Annotated in this window: 18 protein-coding genes; 15 read left to right on the forward strand and 3 right to left on the reverse strand. The window is 44.5% G+C overall.

From position 1 onward, the window contains the following. Positions 1 to 5: 5 nt before the first annotated feature. From MHH89_RS27560 to MHH89_RS27625, 14 genes are all read left to right on the forward strand, one after another. Positions 6 to 572 (forward strand): sigma-70 family RNA polymerase sigma factor, encoded by a 567-nt coding sequence (locus MHH89_RS27560; RefSeq protein WP_312150323.1) that lies wholly within the window; start codon positions 6 to 8, stop codon positions 570 to 572. Then, positions 569 to 1,531, forward strand: coding sequence for a DUF4367 domain-containing protein (locus tag MHH89_RS27565; RefSeq protein ID WP_341088603.1), 963 nt, complete (start codon positions 569 to 571; stop codon positions 1,529 to 1,531). Before MHH89_RS27560 ends, MHH89_RS27565 begins: the two co-directional genes overlap by 4 nt. 614 nt (positions 1,532 to 2,145) lie before the next feature. Beyond that, on the forward strand, positions 2,146 to 2,733 hold the full coding sequence (locus MHH89_RS27570) for a sigma-70 family RNA polymerase sigma factor (RefSeq protein ID WP_036686766.1): 588 nt from the start codon (positions 2,146 to 2,148) through the stop codon (positions 2,731 to 2,733). Beyond that, on the forward strand, positions 2,720 to 3,478 hold the full coding sequence (locus MHH89_RS27575) for a DUF3600 domain-containing protein (protein WP_076129536.1): 759 nt from the start codon (positions 2,720 to 2,722) through the stop codon (positions 3,476 to 3,478). The genes MHH89_RS27570 and MHH89_RS27575 overlap by 14 nt, the downstream gene beginning before the upstream one ends. Before the next feature lie 255 nt (positions 3,479 to 3,733). Next, a complete protein-coding gene (locus tag MHH89_RS27580; protein ID WP_340395109.1) occupies positions 3,734 to 5,119 on the forward strand; it encodes a helix-turn-helix domain-containing protein in 1,386 nt (461 codons plus the stop codon). A gap of 149 nt (positions 5,120 to 5,268) precedes the next feature. Beyond that, entirely contained in the window at positions 5,269 to 5,442 is a 174-nt protein-coding gene (locus tag MHH89_RS27585; protein WP_076129534.1) for an aspartyl-phosphate phosphatase Spo0E family protein, read from the forward strand. Positions 5,443 to 5,648: 206 nt separating this feature from the next. Continuing rightward, positions 5,649 to 6,734, forward strand: a complete 1,086-nt coding sequence (locus MHH89_RS27590; protein ID WP_076129533.1) for a LolA family protein — start codon at positions 5,649 to 5,651, stop codon at positions 6,732 to 6,734. Between the two features lie 188 nt (positions 6,735 to 6,922). Beyond that, positions 6,923 to 8,104: an alanine racemase gene (gene alr / locus MHH89_RS27595; protein ID WP_036686775.1), complete on the forward strand. Its 1,182-nt coding sequence runs from the start codon at positions 6,923 to 6,925 to the stop codon at positions 8,102 to 8,104. 215 nt (positions 8,105 to 8,319) lie between these two features. Next, positions 8,320 to 8,601, forward strand: coding sequence for a CopG family ribbon-helix-helix protein (locus tag MHH89_RS27600; protein WP_025698676.1), 282 nt, complete (start codon positions 8,320 to 8,322; stop codon positions 8,599 to 8,601). Between the two features lie 3 nt (positions 8,602 to 8,604). Then, positions 8,605 to 8,955 (forward strand): type II toxin-antitoxin system PemK/MazF family toxin, encoded by a 351-nt coding sequence (locus tag MHH89_RS27605; RefSeq protein WP_036686777.1) that lies wholly within the window; start codon positions 8,605 to 8,607, stop codon positions 8,953 to 8,955. Between the two features lie 156 nt (positions 8,956 to 9,111). Beyond that, on the forward strand, positions 9,112 to 9,720 hold the full coding sequence (locus tag MHH89_RS27610) for a TetR/AcrR family transcriptional regulator (protein WP_081383506.1): 609 nt from the start codon (positions 9,112 to 9,114) through the stop codon (positions 9,718 to 9,720). A 172-nt stretch (positions 9,721 to 9,892) separates the two neighbouring features. Next, complete coding sequence (locus MHH89_RS27615; RefSeq protein ID WP_076100052.1) at positions 9,893 to 11,092, forward strand: MFS transporter; 1,200 nt, start codon at positions 9,893 to 9,895, stop codon at positions 11,090 to 11,092. A 172-nt stretch (positions 11,093 to 11,264) separates the two neighbouring features. Then, entirely contained in the window at positions 11,265 to 13,493 is a 2,229-nt protein-coding gene (locus tag MHH89_RS27620; protein ID WP_341088604.1) for a Tex family protein, read from the forward strand. Between the two features lie 184 nt (positions 13,494 to 13,677). Next, entirely contained in the window at positions 13,678 to 14,019 is a 342-nt protein-coding gene (locus MHH89_RS27625; RefSeq protein WP_076219274.1) for a hypothetical protein, read from the forward strand. 42 nt (positions 14,020 to 14,061) lie between these two features. Here the strand turns inward: MHH89_RS27625 and MHH89_RS27630 are convergent, their stop codons facing one another. Next, complete coding sequence (locus MHH89_RS27630; protein WP_341088605.1) at positions 14,062 to 15,117, reverse strand: GIY-YIG nuclease family protein; 1,056 nt, start codon at positions 15,115 to 15,117, stop codon at positions 14,062 to 14,064. A 169-nt stretch (positions 15,118 to 15,286) separates the two neighbouring features. On the opposite strand from MHH89_RS27630, the gene MHH89_RS27635 reads away from it, so the two are divergent. Next, entirely contained in the window at positions 15,287 to 16,117 is an 831-nt protein-coding gene (locus MHH89_RS27635) for a hypothetical protein (RefSeq protein WP_341088606.1), read from the forward strand. A gap of 1,560 nt (positions 16,118 to 17,677) precedes the next feature. Here MHH89_RS27635 and MHH89_RS27640 read toward each other — a convergent pair. Then, complete coding sequence (locus MHH89_RS27640; protein WP_076309576.1) at positions 17,678 to 18,649, reverse strand: S-layer homology domain-containing protein; 972 nt, start codon at positions 18,647 to 18,649, stop codon at positions 17,678 to 17,680. An 85-nt stretch (positions 18,650 to 18,734) separates the two neighbouring features. Next, positions 18,735 to 19,526, reverse strand: a complete 792-nt coding sequence (locus MHH89_RS27645) for an SDR family oxidoreductase (protein WP_076280197.1) — start codon at positions 19,524 to 19,526, stop codon at positions 18,735 to 18,737. Positions 19,527 to 19,670: the final 144 nt, after the last annotated feature.

Consider the following 19,670-nt stretch of genomic DNA (forward strand, 5'->3'; position numbering starts at 1 on the left):
GATTGATGCATGAGCGCGCATTGCTTCATCCTTTTGTAAAAGAGAATATACAGGAAAATGCTGACATAGATGTTTTGTTCACAACGATTTTTGAAACCTACTATAAAAGAATATTTAACTACATCGCTTACCGGGTTAGTTCTCTCCATACGGCTGAGGATCTGACAAGCCTCGTTTTTGAGAAAACGTTGGCGAAACTATCGACCTATTCTCAGGAAAAAGCTCCTTTAGAGGTATGGTTATTCGCCATTGCCAGAAACGTGGTCAATGATCATTACCGGAGTTTTAAAAGGAAAATTTTCTTTTCGCTGGATGCCGTCAAGGAACTGGTTTCTAGCAGGAAAGATCCGGAAAGCTTGATCCTCCAGGGAGAACGTAGTGGAAGGCTTAACGAAGCCTTGAATACATTGAGCTCAAAGGAGCGGAATATTGTGGCTCTAAAATTTGGTGCTAATCTGAGAAATAGAGAGATTGCCCAGGTTACGGGAATTTCGGAGAGCAATATCGGTGTGATACTCTACCGGACTATGAAAAAGCTGAAGACTGAAATAGGGAGCGTGGAGCAGCTATGAACAGTAAAGACATACAGCAGAAGTTCTCAGCAGATTTAGATGAAAGTATATATGGAGCGGCAAATGATCTAAAGGGTGCTGGGGAGTACAAGGAGCTGCTGGAGCTAGGCAGGGTTCTGGCCCATCAAGATTTCAGCGAGGGCTCTGACAAAACAGCCATTCTGAATAAGGCACGAAGAAAGTATGCCGGCCAAAAGGAGGAGAAAGGATTGCATACAAAACATAGATTAAGACGTCCTGCTGTTATGCTGGCAACTTTGCTAGTGGTTAGCGTATTAAGTGTAACTTTTGTGCAGCCGTCATTTGCGCAGGAGCTGTTAATGAAAGTATTGCAAACGATAAACTTAGGCCATATTGTAGCCCATGAAGTAGAATTTTCTGCGGATTCCAACGTGATTCCGGATGACTTTAAGGGGAAGATTTTTGATAGTAAAGGAAATGCGCTTGTGACCCTCGATGCTGCTCAAAAGGCAGGTGATATCTACAATGCTGACGGGGAAAAAATCGTCGGAGTTGAAGACGGCAGACTGGTTAAGCAATCTGAGAGGGATCAAGAGAAAGCGGAATTGCTGATCGAGAGGGATTCTAGCAAGCTAAACGAATATACGATTTTTGATGTGGGCTTACCGGCGTATTTACCAGAGGGTTATACCTTTGATCGTGCAGAGTTTTATAAGGATAGCAATGGTGATGTGATCCATAGCAAATATATTAATTTATATTTTGTTAATGAAGCTACCGATGAGATCATCTCGATGCAGCAGCGGCACGCTGATTCCGAAACGGCTTACGAGATGTCGACGGATGGCACCATCGAAAAAGTGAAGATTAACGGAGTTGATGCTGTATTGGTTAATGGAAAAGGGTTGGATTGGGAAGCCAATGGAGTGTTATACGGTGTAACATCAGCTAGCTTGGACAAGAATGATTTGATCAAAGTTGCTGAGTCTATCCGCTGACTGATTTTTTAGAAAGATAGGCGGTTACTATTCGAGTATATACGGGTAAGGGGATGATCCATATGGATCTCCCCTTTTTCGTTTTATTGAGGGCACATGCAAACAACGATTGGGAGGATATAGCTGTACTTTGTACAACTATATTTCTGCGAAATATCTTTCCAATGAAAATAGCTGTATTTCGTACACTTATTTTCACGATTTACACCACTATAGGAAGTTTCTCTGCTTTTTAATTGTATAGAATACACTTAAAATCAGAGTAAATCCTTTTGCATACGGAATAAGTGTACAGAATGCAGTTATCTCATAGATTTCGGCAGGGTCCGGCCAAAGCTGGTGTGAAAAGCTGAAGATCAGCTTCCACCGCCCATAATCTGCTCAAGCAAAGCTGAAGATCAGCTTCCACCTGCGCATAATCTGCTCAAGCAAAGCTGAAGACCAGCTTCCGCCGACTTCATCTACTCCAATAAGCCGCTGCAGAGTAAAAACACCAGGCAGCGATTCTCCAATAACCGGAAAATCGCTGCCTGGTTGTTTTTTTAAAATAAATCGAACGATTTATTTTCTATTTACCAATACATAGTGTAAGACCGAAGGAGGGATTGAGAGGGATGAAACATCCAAATGAATATTCTCAGCTCATTGCGCTTACGCTAGCCGGCAGCCGTGAAGCGTACAGTGAACTATATGAAGCAACGATTCGGGATGTGTATCAGACCGTTCATTTTCTCGTTCGCGAAACCTCCGATGTGGATGATGTTGTTCAGGAGATTTATATTCAGGTGCACCGGTCGCTTGAGCAATTTGACGTCAATCGTCCTTTTAGGCCTTGGCTTATGGGGCTGGTTATGCGGCAAATTCATGCCTATCGAAGAAAGAGATGGACGCATCTCCGAATGGTCAAAAAAGTAGAGCAGACTGATCTAAGGATGGAACCTGATTTCACTAGTGATGTTGTGGACAGGTTAGCTAACCGCCGTCTACTAGCAAGTGTTGATCGTCTTCCATTTAAGCTGAAGCAGGTGATTATTCTGCACTATTTAAATGAATATTCACAGGAAGAAAGTGCCGCGATACTGGGTATCCCTCTGGGTACGGTGAAATCCCGTATTCATGCTGCACTGCATAAGCTTCGTCAGAAGCCAGAAAATCATACTCTTTTTAAGGGAAAGGTGGAGGACCTGCATGAATTTCAATGAAGAGTTACGGACAGTTCTGCAGGAAGAGGCGAGAAATCTAAGTGCCCCACCGGAACTGAAGGAGCAAATACTAAATCAGACCGAGACTAGGTTAGGGGGAAGACGAATGAAAAAATGGCTTGTAGCAAGCATTTTGGCGGCTGCATTATTAATTCCTACTGGAGCATATGCCGGATATAATTATTTGGCGGATACCCTGTATGGCTCACAAGCAACTGCTGCTACGATTGGAGTAACCCAGCAACAATATGACAGGCTTGAAGCCAAACTGCAGAGCGCGAAGCAAAGTTTTAACGAAGAGGAATTCACAAAATTGATGTCATTACTAGAGGAATTGGGAGCTTACAATCTGCAAATGGCCGATGCTGAAGGAGTCTTTCACCTGGAACAGTTAAGTGCGAAGGATCAAAAGGCATATAACGATTTACAGGTTGAGCTTAAACCTTATTTTGAGAAAATGAATGAAACGGAAATCCCTAAGGCAAAGTCGGCTGTCGTTGATCGTGATACTTTCTGGGATGGCTTGCTGGAAAAAGCAGAACAGAGGCTTACTAAAGAAGAGTTTGCGGAGATCGAACAATTAATAAATGAGTTGCAAAGCTATGATGCCAAGGTATTTGATGCAGATGGAAGTGTTCATATGGATCGGCTTTCGAAAGAGGAGATACAAAACCAAGAGAAGTTAATTGAAGCGCTCGGCCCTTATATAAATAAGCTGGACATGATGATTAAACCTAGTTCTTAGTTGAATTTAAATGCATGTATTGAATAACGATGGATAGAAGTAGCATTAGAAAAGCCACCAGAAAAGGTCTAATACACCTTGTGTTCTGGTGTTTTTTTACATTCGGCTAATTTGTATTTTATACATCACTAATTGAATAAATGTATAATCAATTGAGTCAAAAAAAGTATTTGACCACTGGAATAATTAGACATATTATTATTTAAATACTATTGATCTATATATGAATCATGATGGCGAAAGGTGGCTTTGATCATGAAGCAGATGACCATTCGTGCAGAACTGGCGGACTACCTCAAGAAGAATGGAATAACAATTAATCAATTCGCAGAGGTATCTAAAGTAAATTCAGGCACGATTAGCAACATTATGAATGGGAATCGTCCTATAGCCATGCAGCAATTAGATCGGATTACAAAAGGTATGGGATTAGAGGAAGGCTGCTTTTACGATATGTATGTGGAGGAGTGTTTTATACATTCCAATCCCAATTGGAGACGTCTTCGACCTTTTCTATATCGCTGTGCTGAACTAGATAAGCTGGAATGTATAAGCCGGGTGATTGGAATCATGATGGACAGCCTATCTTATACACACCCGTTGTTTGATACAGCAGAAGATTTCTTTGCACAAGGGAAATATGAAGCTGCAGCGTTGTTATACCGGAGTGTGGCGGAGAGTGAGAAGTATCAGCATTCAGAGCGGCTGGCTTTTTGCCAATACAGATTGTTTACGATTGCTCTAGGGGGCGATCAGGATGTGAATTTGCGGGCAGCGGTGCAGTTTGAGGGCTTTGTAAATCGGCTTGATGAAGTTGATCAGCTTGACGCACTGAAGGTTCTGGCGAATACATATAGCGCTTTGAGGCATTGGGATAAGGTAATGGTAATGACTAAGGAATTGGGCAAAAAAGCATCCATTCAATATAATTATAATAATGAGCGAGCCAGAAAAAACGGGGTACAAAAGGAACCTGCAATGCCCTTATTTTCATATATTTTATATTCTTATGTGTTACGTTCAGTAGTTTACAGAGAGCTTGGAGATTATGATAGAGCATTGCATTATATCAACCTTTACATGGACATGAGCTGGATTCGTGAGGATACGGAGGAAGCTTTGCAACTCATGAATCAATGTATGGGTTGGGCGCAGGCTAATATTTTTTTGCTGAAAATTTTAAAAGGTGATGCAGCAATGCTTCCGGAATATGTGACCTATATTGAAGATAGAAAAGAAGAATTTCTTCCAGGCCTGTTCAAAATCCTTCAGGCAGCCAACCACTATGATTTTAATGTGGATGATATTCTTCAGCGGTTTGAGCCAGAAATATCAGATTTTAGAGATCAGCAGCGAAATCTTAAATGTTATAATCGACAAATTATCGAAGACAGATACACTTTTTTTATGGCTGAAATAGCATTGTATTATATAAGAAGAGGAAAATATGAGCTTAGTATAAAATATATAATGGATAGTTTGGAGACTTCTGTAAGGATTAATAACGAATCATGTATAATTAAGTGTGTCGGAATGTTTGAGCAGCTTCGGCATATTGCATCTTTAGAAACGCAGAAGGAGTACCAGAATCTGCTTAGAATCAATGAAAAGAAAAATTGCTTTGTTATTGACAGTGCTTAGTAGTGATAGTTTCATAGAAGATATCAATCAAGAGAGTTCTCAATTAAATCTGGTATCGCTTTTTTTTTTGAATTCTAGTAATGCACTTCAATGTAAAATTAAGAATTTGACATATACCTCTAGAATATTTCATTAGGGAGGTAGTGTTAATGAATGATCAGGAAATTATCCAAAAGAGAATAGAGGGTGCTAGAAACAAACTTTATTTGATGGAGAGGCAACATGGAGGGCTTTCGCATCCAAATGTGATCAGACAGTCCATGAGATTAGATGAATTAATTAATCAGTACAATAAAGCAGTACATAGTGATAACGAGAATTGAAGAGAATGGTTAAAACACCCTACATAATGATATTGCAACTTCTGATGAAGTATAGAGCCAGCGCTGTGCGCGGGCTTTTTGGCTTGTTGGAGCCCATAAAATAAATCAATGCTGCACGCTTGTCATGCCCGTCTGCATATTGCGGCCAAGTCCCTCATAGACATGTACTAATCAATGCATTCAAAACAGGTTAAGGGGATGATGTCATGCGCCGGATAACATGGGTACTCGCGATCATTATGAGCGTGGCCCTGGTGATGACGGGGTGCGGGAAGAAGGATGCCGCTTCCGTAGTCAAGGATTTGAACAATGTGGCTGACAAGTTGGAAAGTAAGCAGGGAACGTACCAAGGTTCTGGCACAATGACCCTGTATACCGGGGAACAGCCGCAGGAGTATAAGGTAGAGGTATGGTACAAGAATCCTTCCTACTACCGGATCAGCTTGGCAAATGTTCAGAAGGATATTACGCAGATCGTACTTCGTAATGATGAGGGAGTATTCGTACTCACACCAAGTATGAATAAGAGCTTCCGCTTCCAAAGCGATTGGCCGGATGATCAAGGTCAGGTCTATCTGTATCAGACGTTGGTTCGTGGCATAGTTTCGGATAATAATCGCCAATTTGTGGAAGATGGGGATAACTATGTGTTCGAGGTAGCCGCGAATTATCAAAGCAATGCCCTTGTACGGCAAAAGATTTGGCTTGATAAAAAGACTTATGAACCTAAACAGGTTCAAGTCTCGGATTCTGAAGCGAAGGTAGTTGTAAACGTGAAGTTTGACACCTTCAAATTCGATACGGATTTCACCAAGGATTCTTTTGATATGGAAAAGAACATGGCCTCGGGTAAGTCCGCAGAGAGCACAGTAGCTGAGGTTGATGAGAATGGTAATCCAATTACAGCTCCTGAAGGCCAAGAACCGGCTGAGCAACCAGTGGCTGCAGAGCTTGGAGACTTTGGGATCATTGAACCTGATTATATTCCAGCTGGTGTCGAGTTTAAGGACTCGCATAAATTGGAGGGCAACAAAGACCATGCTGTTCTCATCCGATATGATGGGATTTATCAGTACACTATTATGGAATCCCGTCCACTGGACCGTGCGGTAGCACTGGCGCCTGGAACCCTGAAAGACCTTGGTTTTACATGGGGAGTTCTGAGTGGGGATGAGCAGCAGACATTGACTTGGATGTCTGAGGGAGTAGAGTACCGAATTACAAGTGCCAATCTTCCTGCTAATGAAATGATGCAAATTGCCGCTTCTATGGAGGCACAATCGGGTAAATAATAAAAAGTAGGCGGATACTGCGTTTTGTGGGATTCTTTCCTCTACAACGTAGTATCCGCTTTTCTTTATTTGCCGGGGCTCCAGCACACATTGACAGCCACCTTCTGTAGCATTACCATTGGTACTAAGACAATGATTAATGCAATGCAGCAATGACGTTTTACTACAACGTAAGAAGGTGACTTGAAGTGCAAGCAAGCTATCGACCGACAGTAGCCGAAATTAATCTGGATGATTTGCGTGCCAATTACGAAGCCTTTCGCCGCTACTTGCCGGCAGAGACAAAGTTTATGGGATGCGTCAAAGGAAATGCGTACGGCCATGGAGCAGTGGAAGTGACACGGGAGCTGGAAAGACTCGGAGCAGATTATGTTAGTGTGGCTTTTTTGGATGAAGCATTGGAGCTGCGTCAGGCGGGAATACTGATTCCTATACTGGTGCTTGGCTACACTTCCCCAGAAGGAATAGCCGTTGCCTGGGAGAACCATGTAACTGTAACACTGTTCACACCGGAGGTATTGGAGGCTATAAGACAGCTTCCTATAGATCCGGAACATCGGCTGAAGGTGCATATCAAGATTGATAGCGGGATGGGACGACTGGGTCTTTTACCAGCTGACGCACCTGCATTTATCTCTGAAGTGCAGTCTGTTGCGCAGGCGGAGCTGGAGGGTATGTTTACCCATTTTGCCAAGGCAGACGAACAAGACAAAAGCTATACACTGGAACAGCATCGACGGTTCATGAGCGTGGCGGAAACGCTGCGGGAGCAGAACATTCAGATCCCGATCATACATACGGGCAATAGCGCTACGGCCATTGATTCACCTTATTTATCCAGCAACATGGTGCGTGTAGGCATCAGCTTGTACGGATTTTATCCCTCCACAGAGGTGAACCGTCAACTGGTAGAACTACGTCCGGTATTGACGCTGAAGACGCAGGTTGTATATGTCAAAAGCCTGCCTGCCGATTGGGGCGTCAGTTACGGCACTAGGTACATCACAGAGAGCGAGGAGATTATTGCAACGCTACCTGTGGGGTACGCAGATGGATATTCCCGCATGCTAACTGGCAAAGCGGAGGTGCTAATACGTGGACGCCGCGTTCCTGTCGTCGGAACAATCTGCATGGATCAGTGTATGGTATCACTCAAATCTTTCGCTGCAGAAGCGGAACAAATTAAAGCAGGCGAAGAAGTTGTTCTCATCGGCCGTCAAGCTGACGTGATGATCACGGCAGACGAGTTGGCTCTCCAGCTTGGAACAATTCACTACGAGGTTATCTGCATGTTGGCTCATCGGGTGCCCCGCGTTTATATAAGTGAAGGCACACTTCCTAAATTAGTAAATGCTCTGCTCACAAACTGAAAGTTCTTGACAGTGATGTTATACAAGGGAGAAAATAGAAGGAATTGTATCGTATTAGGAGATGTGACTAAAAGCCTATACGAACCACCATTTCTAGTTTATAATGGGATGCAGCATACTTGATATACTGGCGGCATATATTCCTTGTATAAAATTCCTTGTATATTGTAACACTGGAACACAAGGGCAGAAGGTTTGTGGGGGTGGAAGAGAAGGTGGCTAATTTGCAGAACACCAAAAGAATCATGATCAGCTTGCCCGATCATCTCTTGCAGGAAGTGGACGGAATTGTTCAATTGGAGAATTCCAACCGGAGTGAATTGATTAGGCAGGCCATGAAGCTGTACTTGAGCGAACGGAGGAAACGTTCCATCCGGGAGTCCATGCAGCGCGGCTACATGGAAATGGCTAAGATCAACTTGACCATGGCATGCGAGGCTTTCCTCGCGGAGGAAGATGCAGACAGCACTCTTGGCCGCTTAGTAAGCGGGGTGTAGACATTGATCGTTAAACGTGGCGATGTTTTTTTTGCTGATCTTTCGCCGGTTGTAGGTTCTGAACAAGGCGGAGTAAGGCCAGTTCTGGTCATCCAGAACGATATTGGCAATCGCTTTAGCCCGACGGTAATTGTGGCTGCAATCACAGCCCAAATCCAGAAGGCTAAGTTACCTACACATGTGGAAATTGACGCAGCTGCTCATGGCTTTGACAGAGATTCTGTTATTTTGCTGGAACAGGTTAGGACGATTGACAAACAACGCTTAACTGACAAGATCACCCACCTTGATGATGAAACGATGAAAAAGGTGGATGAATCGCTGCAAATCAGCCTTGGTCTGATTGATTTTTAATCACCCTAGGTTATAGATAACTCATGAGATTGGCGCTCGGGTACGAATCCGGGCGTCTTTTAATGTGCGTTTTTGCGTATAGTAAATAAAGAATCGTTAGGTCTTCACTTTTTGAAAATGATCTGATATTATTAGACCGTACGGTCGGTTTAGGAGGTGCTTAGAATCAAAGGACGCTCAGACGGAGAAGAAACTAAAAAAAGAATTGTGCGCAAGGCCACGCAGCTGTTTGTACAGAAGGGTTATGCTGCCGTAACTATGAATGAAGTTTGTGTAGCCTCGAATGTCAGTAAAGGCAGTCTGTATCACCATTTTCCGAGCAAGGATGAGCTTTTTCTATTTGTAGTGGAAGTGGATACGTTAGAGTGGCTGCAAGCGTGGGATGATAAGAAACAGGAAATTGTAGGGATCGAAGAACGATTTTATGCGTTAGCCGAACACTACGCAAATGATTTTCAGAATCCATTGATTCATGCGCTCGAGGAATTCTCCAGAAGCAGATGCCACCCGGAAGAGATTAGCAAGCGGCTTTCACTTCTTTATGAAGCAGCCTCACATGCTTGTCGTGATCTTTTGAAGGAAGGTATTGAAACGGGATATTTGGTAAAGGGCGACTTAGAGAACTATGTAATCATCGTGAGTGGCATGCTTGAAGGGATTGGAAGAGTTTCTGAATTCTCGATTCATGAGAAGACCCAGGAGGATATAAAAAAATATTACCGGGAAGCAGTAAATTTATTATTACAAGGGATCCGTACGGGGTAAGATAACGAGGGGCATGAAAAGAAGCTTTACATTCAGGAACATGAAGGCTGAAGCTTCTCAAAGGCACCGGAATAGGAAGGGTTATTTTTTTACTATTATTTAGACCGGATGGTCGGTCTTAACATGCATAATATTCGAAGTTTTGGCTTTAAACACACGGAGGGTTAATACAATGTCATTGTTACTTAGAAACAGAGGCGCTATGCTGCTTGTTATGCTTAATATTTTTCTGGCTTTTACTGGAATTGGGCTAGTAGTCCCAATAATGCCAACCTACATGAATGAGCTTGGGATCAGCGGAAGTACTGTCGGTCTCTTGGTCGCCTCCTTCTCGCTTGCCCAATTATTAATATCGCCATTTGCCGGCAGATTATCCGACAGAATCGGTAGAAAAAAGGTGATTGTAGCAGGTTTGATCGTGTTTGCGATATCGGAGCTGATTTTTGGTCTGGCCAATGTACCCTGGCTCTTGTTCGTTTCGAGATTGCTTGGTGGTGCAGGAGCTGCTTTAATTATGCCGGCAGTTATGGCTTATGTAGCGGACACGACTTCTTTTGAAGAGAGAGCTAAAGGAATGGGGCTAATTAATGCAGCCATTACCACCGGCTTTATTATTGGTCCTGGGATTGGCGGTTATCTTGCTGAGCTTGGAATGCGGGTACCCTTTTTCTGTGCGGCTGGGGCAGCTGGAGTTGCAGCTCTAATTACAGTTTTAATTTTGCCTGAGTCTCTATCTGAAGAGAAACGTAAGGAAGCGACGTTATCAAAAAATAATCAGGAAAGCTTCTTGACGCAGCTGATGCGTTCTTATCGCGAACCGTATTTTTTCGGCTTAATTATTGTATTTGTTATGGCTTTTGGGCTGGCTAATTATGAAACGGTGTTCGGATTGTTCGTGGACCATAAATTTGGCTTTACGCCTAAGGATATCGCTTTTGTAATTACCTTTGGTTCTATCGCAGGTGCGGTGGTGCAGGTGTCCGCGTTTGGCTGGATCTTGAATAAATTCGGGGAGAACAAGGTGATCTCCACTTGTCTTATAGTCTCATCATTGTTTATTCTGCTGACCTTGTTTGTAAGCGGCTTTTGGGCGATTATTACGGTTACCTTTATTGTGTTCTTTGCAATGGATATTCTGCGTCCAGCAGTAGGCACACAGCTTTCCAAAATGGCCGGAGAATCGCAGCAAGGTTTCGTAGCGGGAATGAACTCAGCTTATACAAGTCTCGGAAATATTGCTGGGCCTATCGTCGCAGGTTATTTGTTTGATCTTAGTATTAACTTCCCATATGGGGCAGCCGCGCTCGTTCTGGCTTTGTGTTTTGTATTGTCACTGAGTTCCGGAAAACGGGGAATGGGACAGCGGGCGTAATCGCCGAATCCGGGCTCTGACGACTCTACCATGCCTCGCTTTATCGCACAGCGGTTCAGTACAAAGCGCGCTATTCGGGCTGGTCTTTGGTGCAGAGCCGAATCTGTGATACTATTTTAATTATGAGATCAAGATATGTATAAGCAGATTGTGTACGGGAAGAGGGATACTAATGGCGGTAGATAACAGCAATACGGAAGTCATTACGGATGAGGCAAACGCACAGCGGGAGCAGGAATTGATAACCGTAGCGATTGCCAAGGAATTGAACATTAGTCTGAAACAGGTACGCACTACGGTAGGACTGCTGGATGAGGGAAATACCATTCCGTTCATCGCCAGATATCGGAAGGAAATGACGGGTGAGCTGGACGAGAATGCGCTTCGTGATATTGAAGAACGGCTGGGTTATCTTCGCAATCTAGGCGAACGTAAAAAAGACGTTATACGCAATATTGAAGAGCAGGGTAAGCTGACCAAAGAGCTTCATGAGCAAATTATCAATGCGGTCAAGCTTCAGGAAGTAGAGGACTTGTATCGTCCCTTCAAGCAAAAGCGTAAGACGCGGGCTAGTGTTGCGAAGGAAAAAGGACTTGTGCCGCTTGCTAACTGGATCTTGGAGCAGCAAAGACAAGGGGATCCACAGACTGAAGCATCGAAATATATTGATGTGGAAAAGGGAGTAGAGAGCGCAGACCAAGCGCTGCAAGGCGCACTGGATATCATTGCCGAGAACATAGCAGATGATCCTGCGATCCGCTCTTGGGTTCGCCAGTATACAGCAAGTCAAGGTATTCTTGTGTCTGAAGCAAAGGATGCAGAACAAGAATCTGTATACGAAAATTACTATAGTTACCGTGAACCTGTACACAAAATGCCACCTCACCGCATCCTAGCAATTAACCGTGGTGAGCGTGAAAATATATTAAAGGTAGGCATTGAGGTCGTCACTGATAAAATTCATGCCTATATCGCACGGAAGATCATTAAAGGGCCATCCCCGGTGAAGGAACTGCTGGAAGCAGTGACTGAGGATGCCTACAAACGTTTGATTGCTCCTTCTGTAGAGCGTGAAGTTCGTGGAGAGATGACCGAACGTGGGGAGAACCAGGCGATTTCGATCTTCTCTGGCAATCTACGTAGCCTGCTGCTGCAACCGCCAGTAAAGGGACGTTGTGTGCTGGGTGTTGACCCTGCATACCGTACTGGCTGTAAGCTGGCTGTTGTAGACGATACAGGTAAGCTGCTAGAGGTAGCTGTGACCTATCCGACGCCGCCGAACAACAAGAAGCTCGAAGCTGCTGCTAAGTTTAAAGAGTTGATTGCTAAGTACGGCATTCAGCTCATCGTAATCGGCAATGGTACAGGCTCGCGTGAAACGGAGCAGTTTACAGCAGAAGTGATTGCCGAGATTGGCAATCCAGAGCTGGCGTACCTGATCGTTAATGAAGCGGGAGCGAGTGTCTATTCGGCTTCCAAGCTGGCGCAGGAGGAATTCCCGGATCTGGATGTAGCGGAGCGCAGCGCGGCTTCTATCGCCCGTCGTGTGCAAGACCCGCTGGCGGAGCTGGTGAAAATCGATCCGAAAGCTATTGGTGTGGGACAGTACCAGCATGACGTCTCCCAAAAGCATCTGGAGGAGAGTCTTAAAGCCGTCGTGGAATCAGCGGTAAACCATGTTGGCGTGGATGTGAACACGGCATCTCCTGCCTTGCTTTCTTATGTGGCAGGAGTTAATGGAACAATTGCTAAGAATATCGTTAAATTCCGGGAAGAGAACGGCAAGTTCACGACTCGGAAGCAGCTGCAAAAGGTACCTCGTCTAGGTGCCAAGTCCTATGAGCAATGTATCGGCTTCCTGCGGATTCCAGGTGGAGACAACACCTTGGACCGCACGCCTATTCACCCCGAGTCCTATCCGGTGGTGGATCGTTTGTTCCGTGAGCTAAGCCTCGATGTGAATAAGCTTGGCAGCAAAGAAGTGGCCTCACAGCTTGAGGTGCAAAATGCCGAGGAGCTGGCTGTGAAGCTGGATGTTGGCGTACCTACGCTGCGTGACATCCTGGAGAGCTTGCAGCGTCCGGGCCGCGATCCGCGCGAGGAGCTGCCGCTGCCGATCTTCCGCACCGATGTGCTGAAGATCGAGGACCTGGTTCCTGGCATGGAAATGCAGGGAACCGTCCGCAATGTTATCGATTTCGGCGCATTCGTCGATATCGGCATCAAAAACGATGGGCTGGTGCATATTTCCCAGCTCAGCGGCAGCTTTGTGAAGCACCCGATGGACGTTGTCTCCGTAGGAGACAATGTCACCGTCTGGGTGATGGGGGTTGACCTGAAGAAGGGCCGGGTCAGCTTGACGATGCGTCCGCCGCGTGTTGAGGCGGGAAGCGTAAAGTAGACAGATCGCAGTGATCCTCAAAGAACGACAACAAGAAGCCAGTCTCCATTATTGGGGACTGGCTTCTTGTTGATTATTTTCAGCTGGAACCCTTTTTGTCATTATAGAAGTGAAGGACGTGCACTCTTTGGGTAAGTTTAGAGTAACAGTTGAACTAATGGCTTATTACTAGGAGGAGATAGATGTGGGAAATCCATTGAAAGAATTAAAAAATAGTGTGAATGGCCTGAAGCAATCCCTTGACGGAGTTAAGCAATCAGTAGAGGGGTTGAAAGAACCTATAGATGAGATGAAGGGAAACATTCAGATCACGTTGGAGCAGGCGAAGGACAGATCTGAGGGATTCAAATCGGAGATCAATCGTATGAAGGAATGTGTGGAGGAAACTAAGCTGGTTGTTAATGAGGCGAAGGAAACGGTAATGGAGGCGGGTGAGGTGCTTTACACTCAAAAACGCTATAAAAGATTGTTGAAGAAGCAAAACCGAAAAATGCAGCCTGCAAAGGCAGGCCGCCGTTTAATATAATCAACCGGAAGTCCAAACATTTACCGCAGTTACGAAATCTTTTTAATTATAGGAATGAGAAGGAACCGCATTTAAAAAAATCTGCAATAGCTCATTTACCGAAGTCTCTATATTGGAACGTTGCTCAGCTGCAAGCCAATCCTCTTGAATGATGATGTAGCTGCAGGAGCTGCTTTTTAAATAGCTGTATATTATTTGTGCTTCGTCAATTTCATGGCGGCCGATCGCTGCCGGGGTCTGATTGGGTTCACTGTGAAAAGTGGTCATAATCGCTGACTTTATTGCCGCTTGCAGGTGGGTGATATCCGGTTGATCATATTGTAGCTTGGTATGGGACAGGATACGGTTGCCCTTGAGCAGAATGAGTTTAAGCGTCTGTTCATTCATGGCCTCAAGAACTGCAATATTCTGATTCTCTTGAGCAAATTCGATGACCTTCTCTTTGTGAATCAGGAAGCTGACAGCTCCAATATAATCCCTGTATTTGGCGGCGGTTTCGAAGTCATAGTGCTCCGCGGCCACTGCCATCCGTTGCTCCATTTCCTCGAGGATGCTGGAATCTGAGCCGTTTAGTAAGCCAATGACCTGATCAATAATTTTATTATATTGAACAGCGGCATCTCCGCCTGCACACATCCCAATGCATAGGCCAAGCGAATGGTTTAGGCATAGGGAATTTTTAAAGCTAGGGTTGCTGCAAAGGATTTTTGAGCTTTCTTTAATGCCTTGCACTGCCCGTTCCACCGTGCTTCTGCTTGTATAGGGACCCAAAACCTGAGTGCCTTCTTTGACCGCAGGATCATAGGTGATCTCTAACGAACGTATTTTTTCATTCGCTCCTATTACGATATAGGTATAAGCCTGCGGATTTTTCATTTTTTTATTGTACATGGGTTTGATCTCTTTAATTAATTTGCATTCCAGCATAAAGGCTTCGAATTCTGTATCCGTAAGGATGATTTCCAGATCTTTAATATTTCTTACAAGCTGCTTAACCTTTGGGGAATGAGATTTTGAGTTTTGAAAATAGGATTGGACTCTCCGTTTTAACTGTTTTGCCTTGCCAACATATATAATATGACCGAGATTATCCTTCATGAGATAAACGCCGGGAGTTAGGGGAAGGCTTTTAAGTTTTTCTGTTAAATGAATGATAACCCCGCCCTCTCATAAGAGTTGTATGATTGATAGTTTTAGTATAAGCTTGCAACCTTCATTTGTTCAAATCAGTCTAAAGAGTGAAGGATGGAAGCTAAGGAGGGATCTTATGTACTTCGCAAAAAAAATCGGTGGGCTGGCGCTGATAGCAGCAATGTTATGGCTTACAGCATGTAGCGGAACGCCAGAAGCAGGGACGGAGCCGGAGCAGACGCCAGAGCATTCACAAGAGCAGACGCCAGTGCAGACGCAAAAGCCGATACCCGAGCAGGCACCAGAGCAGACGGAAAAGCAGACGCCAGAGCAGACGGAAAAGCAGACGCCAGAGCAGTCGCAAAAGCAGACACAAACTGCACAGTCAGCGGCTACTACGGAATCACCACAGGAGACTGAGACATCAAGTACGGGGCAGCCGCAGGATCTAGAGGGATTACCGCCATCAGTTGAGGAAGCAGCGACGACGGTTATAAGGTCAATTAAAAACAAGGATATGAAGCAATTAGCGGCATGGGTACATCGGGATAAAGGGCTACGTTTCTCTCCATATGCATACGTGGATACAAAAAATGATCTTGTATTCACCCGGGAGGAAGTAGAAGGATTAATGAATGACTCTACCAAAAGAGTCTGGCGAACATTTGCTGGCTCCGGTGATTTAATCGAGCTGACATTCGCAGATTACTACAAGCGGTTTGTTTATGATGCGGACTTCATTCAGAAGGCCGAAATTGCTGTGAACAAGGGGCTTGGGCAAGGGACGACGATCAATAACTTAAACGAAGTGTATCCTAAGGAGCAATATGATTTCGTTGAATATCATATTGCTGGTATCGATCCTTCTGTCGAGGGTATGGATTGGCGCAGCCTGCGTCTAGTCTTCGAAAAGATCGGAGAAGACCATGCATTAGTCGGCATTATTCATGATCAATGGACGCCTTAGCTTACGGACCCAGATGGCGCTATTATGGACGCCTTAGCTTACCGACCCAGATGATGCTATTATGGACGCCTTAGCTTACGGACTCAGATGGCGCTATTATGGACGCTGTTTGCCTGCTTCAACTAATTATTCACGTCCGTTGGTATACGCTGATCCTTACGGACCCAGATGACGCTATTCGCGTGTTTTTAGCGATTAGGGCATAGTTTCGGACTCCAGTGCAGCTATTCATTAGAAAAAGGCATATCTATGGTGCTTTTTGTGCCAATAGCGACGGTGGAGTCCGATAGTATCGTGAAATTGGCATTTTTCTGCGAATAAGGTCATCTGGGTCCGATAGCTACTGCAACCCCATCCGCTGCAAATCCTTCTGTTGCACACCTAGTTGCTGCACACCTAACTGATGCACACCTAGTTACTGCATACCTAACTCCTACACACCTAACTGTTGCACCTAGCGGTTGCACACCATCTGCTACGTTCGCATACCGCAAACATTGGAACATCGCTGATCTGTATCTTGTTTTTGGGTACCTGCTTCAGCGGATTTTCATATTCGTTGATACAGGATGAGCCTTACGGACCTAGATGACGCTATTCGCGTGTTTTTAGCGATTAGGGCATAGTTTCGGACTCCAGTGCAGCTATTCATTAGAAAAAGGCATATCTATGGTGCTTTTTGTGCCAATAGCGACGGTGGAGTCCGATAGTATCGTGAAATTGGCATTTTTCTGCGAATAAGGTCATCTGGGTCCGATAGAAGCTACGTCCGTGCAAATATGATCTAATCGCTCGAAGTTTGATGTTCATCCCCGTCAAGTAGCCTCTTGCACACAAAAATGATCTAATCCCTGGAAGTTTGATGTTCATCCCCATCAAGTAGCTTCATGCACACAAAAATGACCTAATCGCTCGAAGTTTGATGTTCATCCCCATCAAGTAGCTTCATGCACACAAATATGATCTAATCGCTCGAAGTCTGATGTTCATCCCCGTCTAGTAGCTTCATGCACACAAAAATGACTTAATCGCTCGTAGTTTGATAATCATCACTGCCAAGTAATCAGCATTTCTGAGCCTGAGTTAGCTTGCGAACCCAGCGACGTTATTTGCAAATTTATTGCGATTGGAGCACAGTTCGGGCCCAGTGCAGCTATTCGTTAGAAATAGGCCCATATTGGATGTTTTTTAAGACAATAGCAATTATGTAGTCCGATAGCGGCTGCATCCGTTACCTAATGAATCAGAGTTTGGAGTTGGGATAAAGGGCGAAGGAACAACAAACAAGGGATGCTTCAGCAGCCATATGATGGCTTTTGAGGCATCCCTTATTTGCTTATAAAAATGAACTTAGATACCTGAGGAAAGGGAAGAGAGGCGAAGGGGAACTTTAGAACTGTAAGAGTGATAATGCCCTCCCTATAGCTTTCCACAGGAAAGCCATCTTCGTAAGCATAAGCTTCTCCGTATCTCAGCCGTCATAAACGGCAGCTGGAAATCCAAATATTCACCGCAGCTGCGACTGACCCTTAACTCTAAAACCCTCAAGTTCAATTTATATTATTGTGCCGCGCTAGACGAATAAGAGGCGGAGCCAGTTACAGGTTGAGCGATAGCTTTGTATCCATCTGGCAGATAAGTGGCAACAGATGCTTTTGTGATCACCTGCGCGTACATTTTCCCTGGTTCAGGAGCAGTCACGTTAAAGTAAATCACAGCCGTATTGTCTTTACCAAATTCGATTCGCTCAATCACCAGCCCATACCCGGGGTTAGGTAGATTATTAACGGTAAGGGTGGCTTTATTTACGCCTTCACCCGCTTTGGTCAACGTAACCTCTGTTTCGTAGGTTGGAGTAGTGGGACTGCCATTAGATACAATTACACGTTTAGCAAAAGCGGCTGCATCATAGATCAGAGCGGCTGCTTCAGAGCGGGTAATAGCATCATTCGGCCGGAAACTACCGTTCTTATCGAGTGTGGCGATATGTGTATTCAGCAGGATCTGGAGACTATTTATAACCTCCGTAGAGAGTTTATCGCCATCCTTAATGTCTACATACATCAGCGTAACAGGGAAGTTACCTTTACTTTGCAACGCTTGCGTCAATAAGTGCGCGAACTGAGCACGGGTGATAGTTCCATTAGGATCCACTGTCCGGTCGAGTGAAAGGCCATTTTGCTTGGCAGTCAGGAAAGCCGAAGCATACCAGGCCTTGTCGTTCACTTTATCAAAATAATCACTGGCTTTGGAAGAACTACTACCTGCCGCTGGTTGCGGAGTCAGATTCAGACCCCCAACGATGAATTGTATCCCTTGCGCAAAGCTTACTTTAGATTTAGGAGCAAACTTATCTTTTTCTACTCCGTTTATAATCCCCTCTTTATGCAAAGAGTTGATTTTTGCTTCCGCAGGATCACCTTTCAAATCTGAAAAAGCAAAAGCGGATGCCCCAAAAGACACACTCGCTGCCAAAATGCCGCAGGCTATAGTCATTTTTTTAGCGTTATTTATGAATAATGGTTTTTTCATTTGCGTCACCTCCATACTCTTAGATGGTAGATTAGACCAAAATGTTGCATAGAATTTAAAATATTATAACGGTTCAAGTAAAATATTATCCACGCAGTAGCGATTCGGCACCATCTACATAAATTTCAGTTCCCGTCACATGAAAAGATTCATCCGATGCGAGAAATAATACCAGATTGGCAACCTGCTCAGGCTTACCCGGTGCATTTTCCAGCGGATGATTACCTTCCGGAAACTCCACAGGAATCTTCACTTCTTGAAGATCATCGCTTTTATACGTATTATCTCCAATTTGTGTATCGATTGATCCAGGACAGATGGCATTTACACGGATGCCGTATTGCGCCAGCTCTAGTGCAGCCATTTTCATAAAAGCAACTTGTCCTGCCTTGGAAGATGAGTAAGCGGAAGCGCCAATGTTCGAGAATACTCGGTTGCCGTTAATGGAGCTGGTGATAATGATGCTGCCGCCATTTTCTTTCATGTGGGGGATGGCGTATTTTACTGTGGAAAAGGTGCTGCGTAGGTTGGTATTCAGTGTCTGGTTCCAATCTTCGATTTCTAGTGTTTCGATGGGAGACCATGTACCATTAATGCCAGCATTGGCAAAAACAATATCAATCTTCTCGGCCGCCTCCCCAACCTTACGAATACTTTCTTCGACCAGACCTGGATTGGAGACATCGCATTCAATTACTGTTGCTGTACCGCCAATAGATTCAATCTCACGTTTAGTTTCATAGGAATCCTCGGGAGTGCGGTCAAGCATATATACCTTAGCTCCCTGTTGGGCAAACCGTATCGCTGTAGCTTTTCCAATACCGGAACCAGCACCTGTAACCACTGCAACTTTATCCTGTAAACGTTTATCTGTCATGATGAATTTCCTCCTCGGCGTTAAATTTCTTATATTAGTAATTACATACCCGGCATAGCTGAATCTAACCATTTGAACTGGAGGGTGGAACAACGTGGATGGATATATTACTATGGAACATAAGGATGTAAATAATATAAATTC

This window comes from Paenibacillus sp. FSL H7-0323 (assembly GCF_038002725.1).
Classification (GTDB): domain Bacteria; phylum Bacillota; class Bacilli; order Paenibacillales; family Paenibacillaceae; genus Paenibacillus_AQ; species Paenibacillus_AQ odorifer.

Bases quoted from the DNA above. Each gene is read 5' to 3' on its own strand.
- MHH89_RS27560 (WP_312150323.1), top strand. From the start codon at position 6: ATGCATGAGCGCGCATTGCTTCATCCTTTTGTAAAAGAGAATATACAG.
- MHH89_RS27565 (WP_341088603.1), top strand. From the start codon at position 569: ATGAACAGTAAAGACATACAGCAGAAGTTCTCAGCAGATTTAGATGAA.
- MHH89_RS27570 (WP_036686766.1), top strand. From the start codon at position 2,146: ATGAAACATCCAAATGAATATTCTCAGCTCATTGCGCTTACGCTAGCC.
- MHH89_RS27575 (WP_076129536.1), top strand. From the start codon at position 2,720: ATGAATTTCAATGAAGAGTTACGGACAGTTCTGCAGGAAGAGGCGAGA.
- MHH89_RS27580 (WP_340395109.1), top strand. From the start codon at position 3,734: ATGAAGCAGATGACCATTCGTGCAGAACTGGCGGACTACCTCAAGAAG.
- MHH89_RS27585 (WP_076129534.1), top strand. From the start codon at position 5,269: ATGAATGATCAGGAAATTATCCAAAAGAGAATAGAGGGTGCTAGAAAC.
- MHH89_RS27590 (WP_076129533.1), top strand. From the start codon at position 5,649: ATGCGCCGGATAACATGGGTACTCGCGATCATTATGAGCGTGGCCCTG.
- MHH89_RS27615 (WP_076100052.1), top strand. From the start codon at position 9,893: ATGTCATTGTTACTTAGAAACAGAGGCGCTATGCTGCTTGTTATGCTT.
- MHH89_RS27620 (WP_341088604.1), top strand. From the start codon at position 11,265: ATGGCGGTAGATAACAGCAATACGGAAGTCATTACGGATGAGGCAAAC.
- MHH89_RS27630 (WP_341088605.1), bottom strand. From the start codon at position 15,117: ATGAAGGATAATCTCGGTCATATTATATATGTTGGCAAGGCAAAACAG.
- MHH89_RS27635 (WP_341088606.1), top strand. From the start codon at position 15,287: ATGTACTTCGCAAAAAAAATCGGTGGGCTGGCGCTGATAGCAGCAATG.
- MHH89_RS27640 (WP_076309576.1), bottom strand. From the start codon at position 18,649: ATGAAAAAACCATTATTCATAAATAACGCTAAAAAAATGACTATAGCC.
- MHH89_RS27645 (WP_076280197.1), bottom strand. From the start codon at position 19,526: ATGACAGATAAACGTTTACAGGATAAAGTTGCAGTGGTTACAGGTGCT.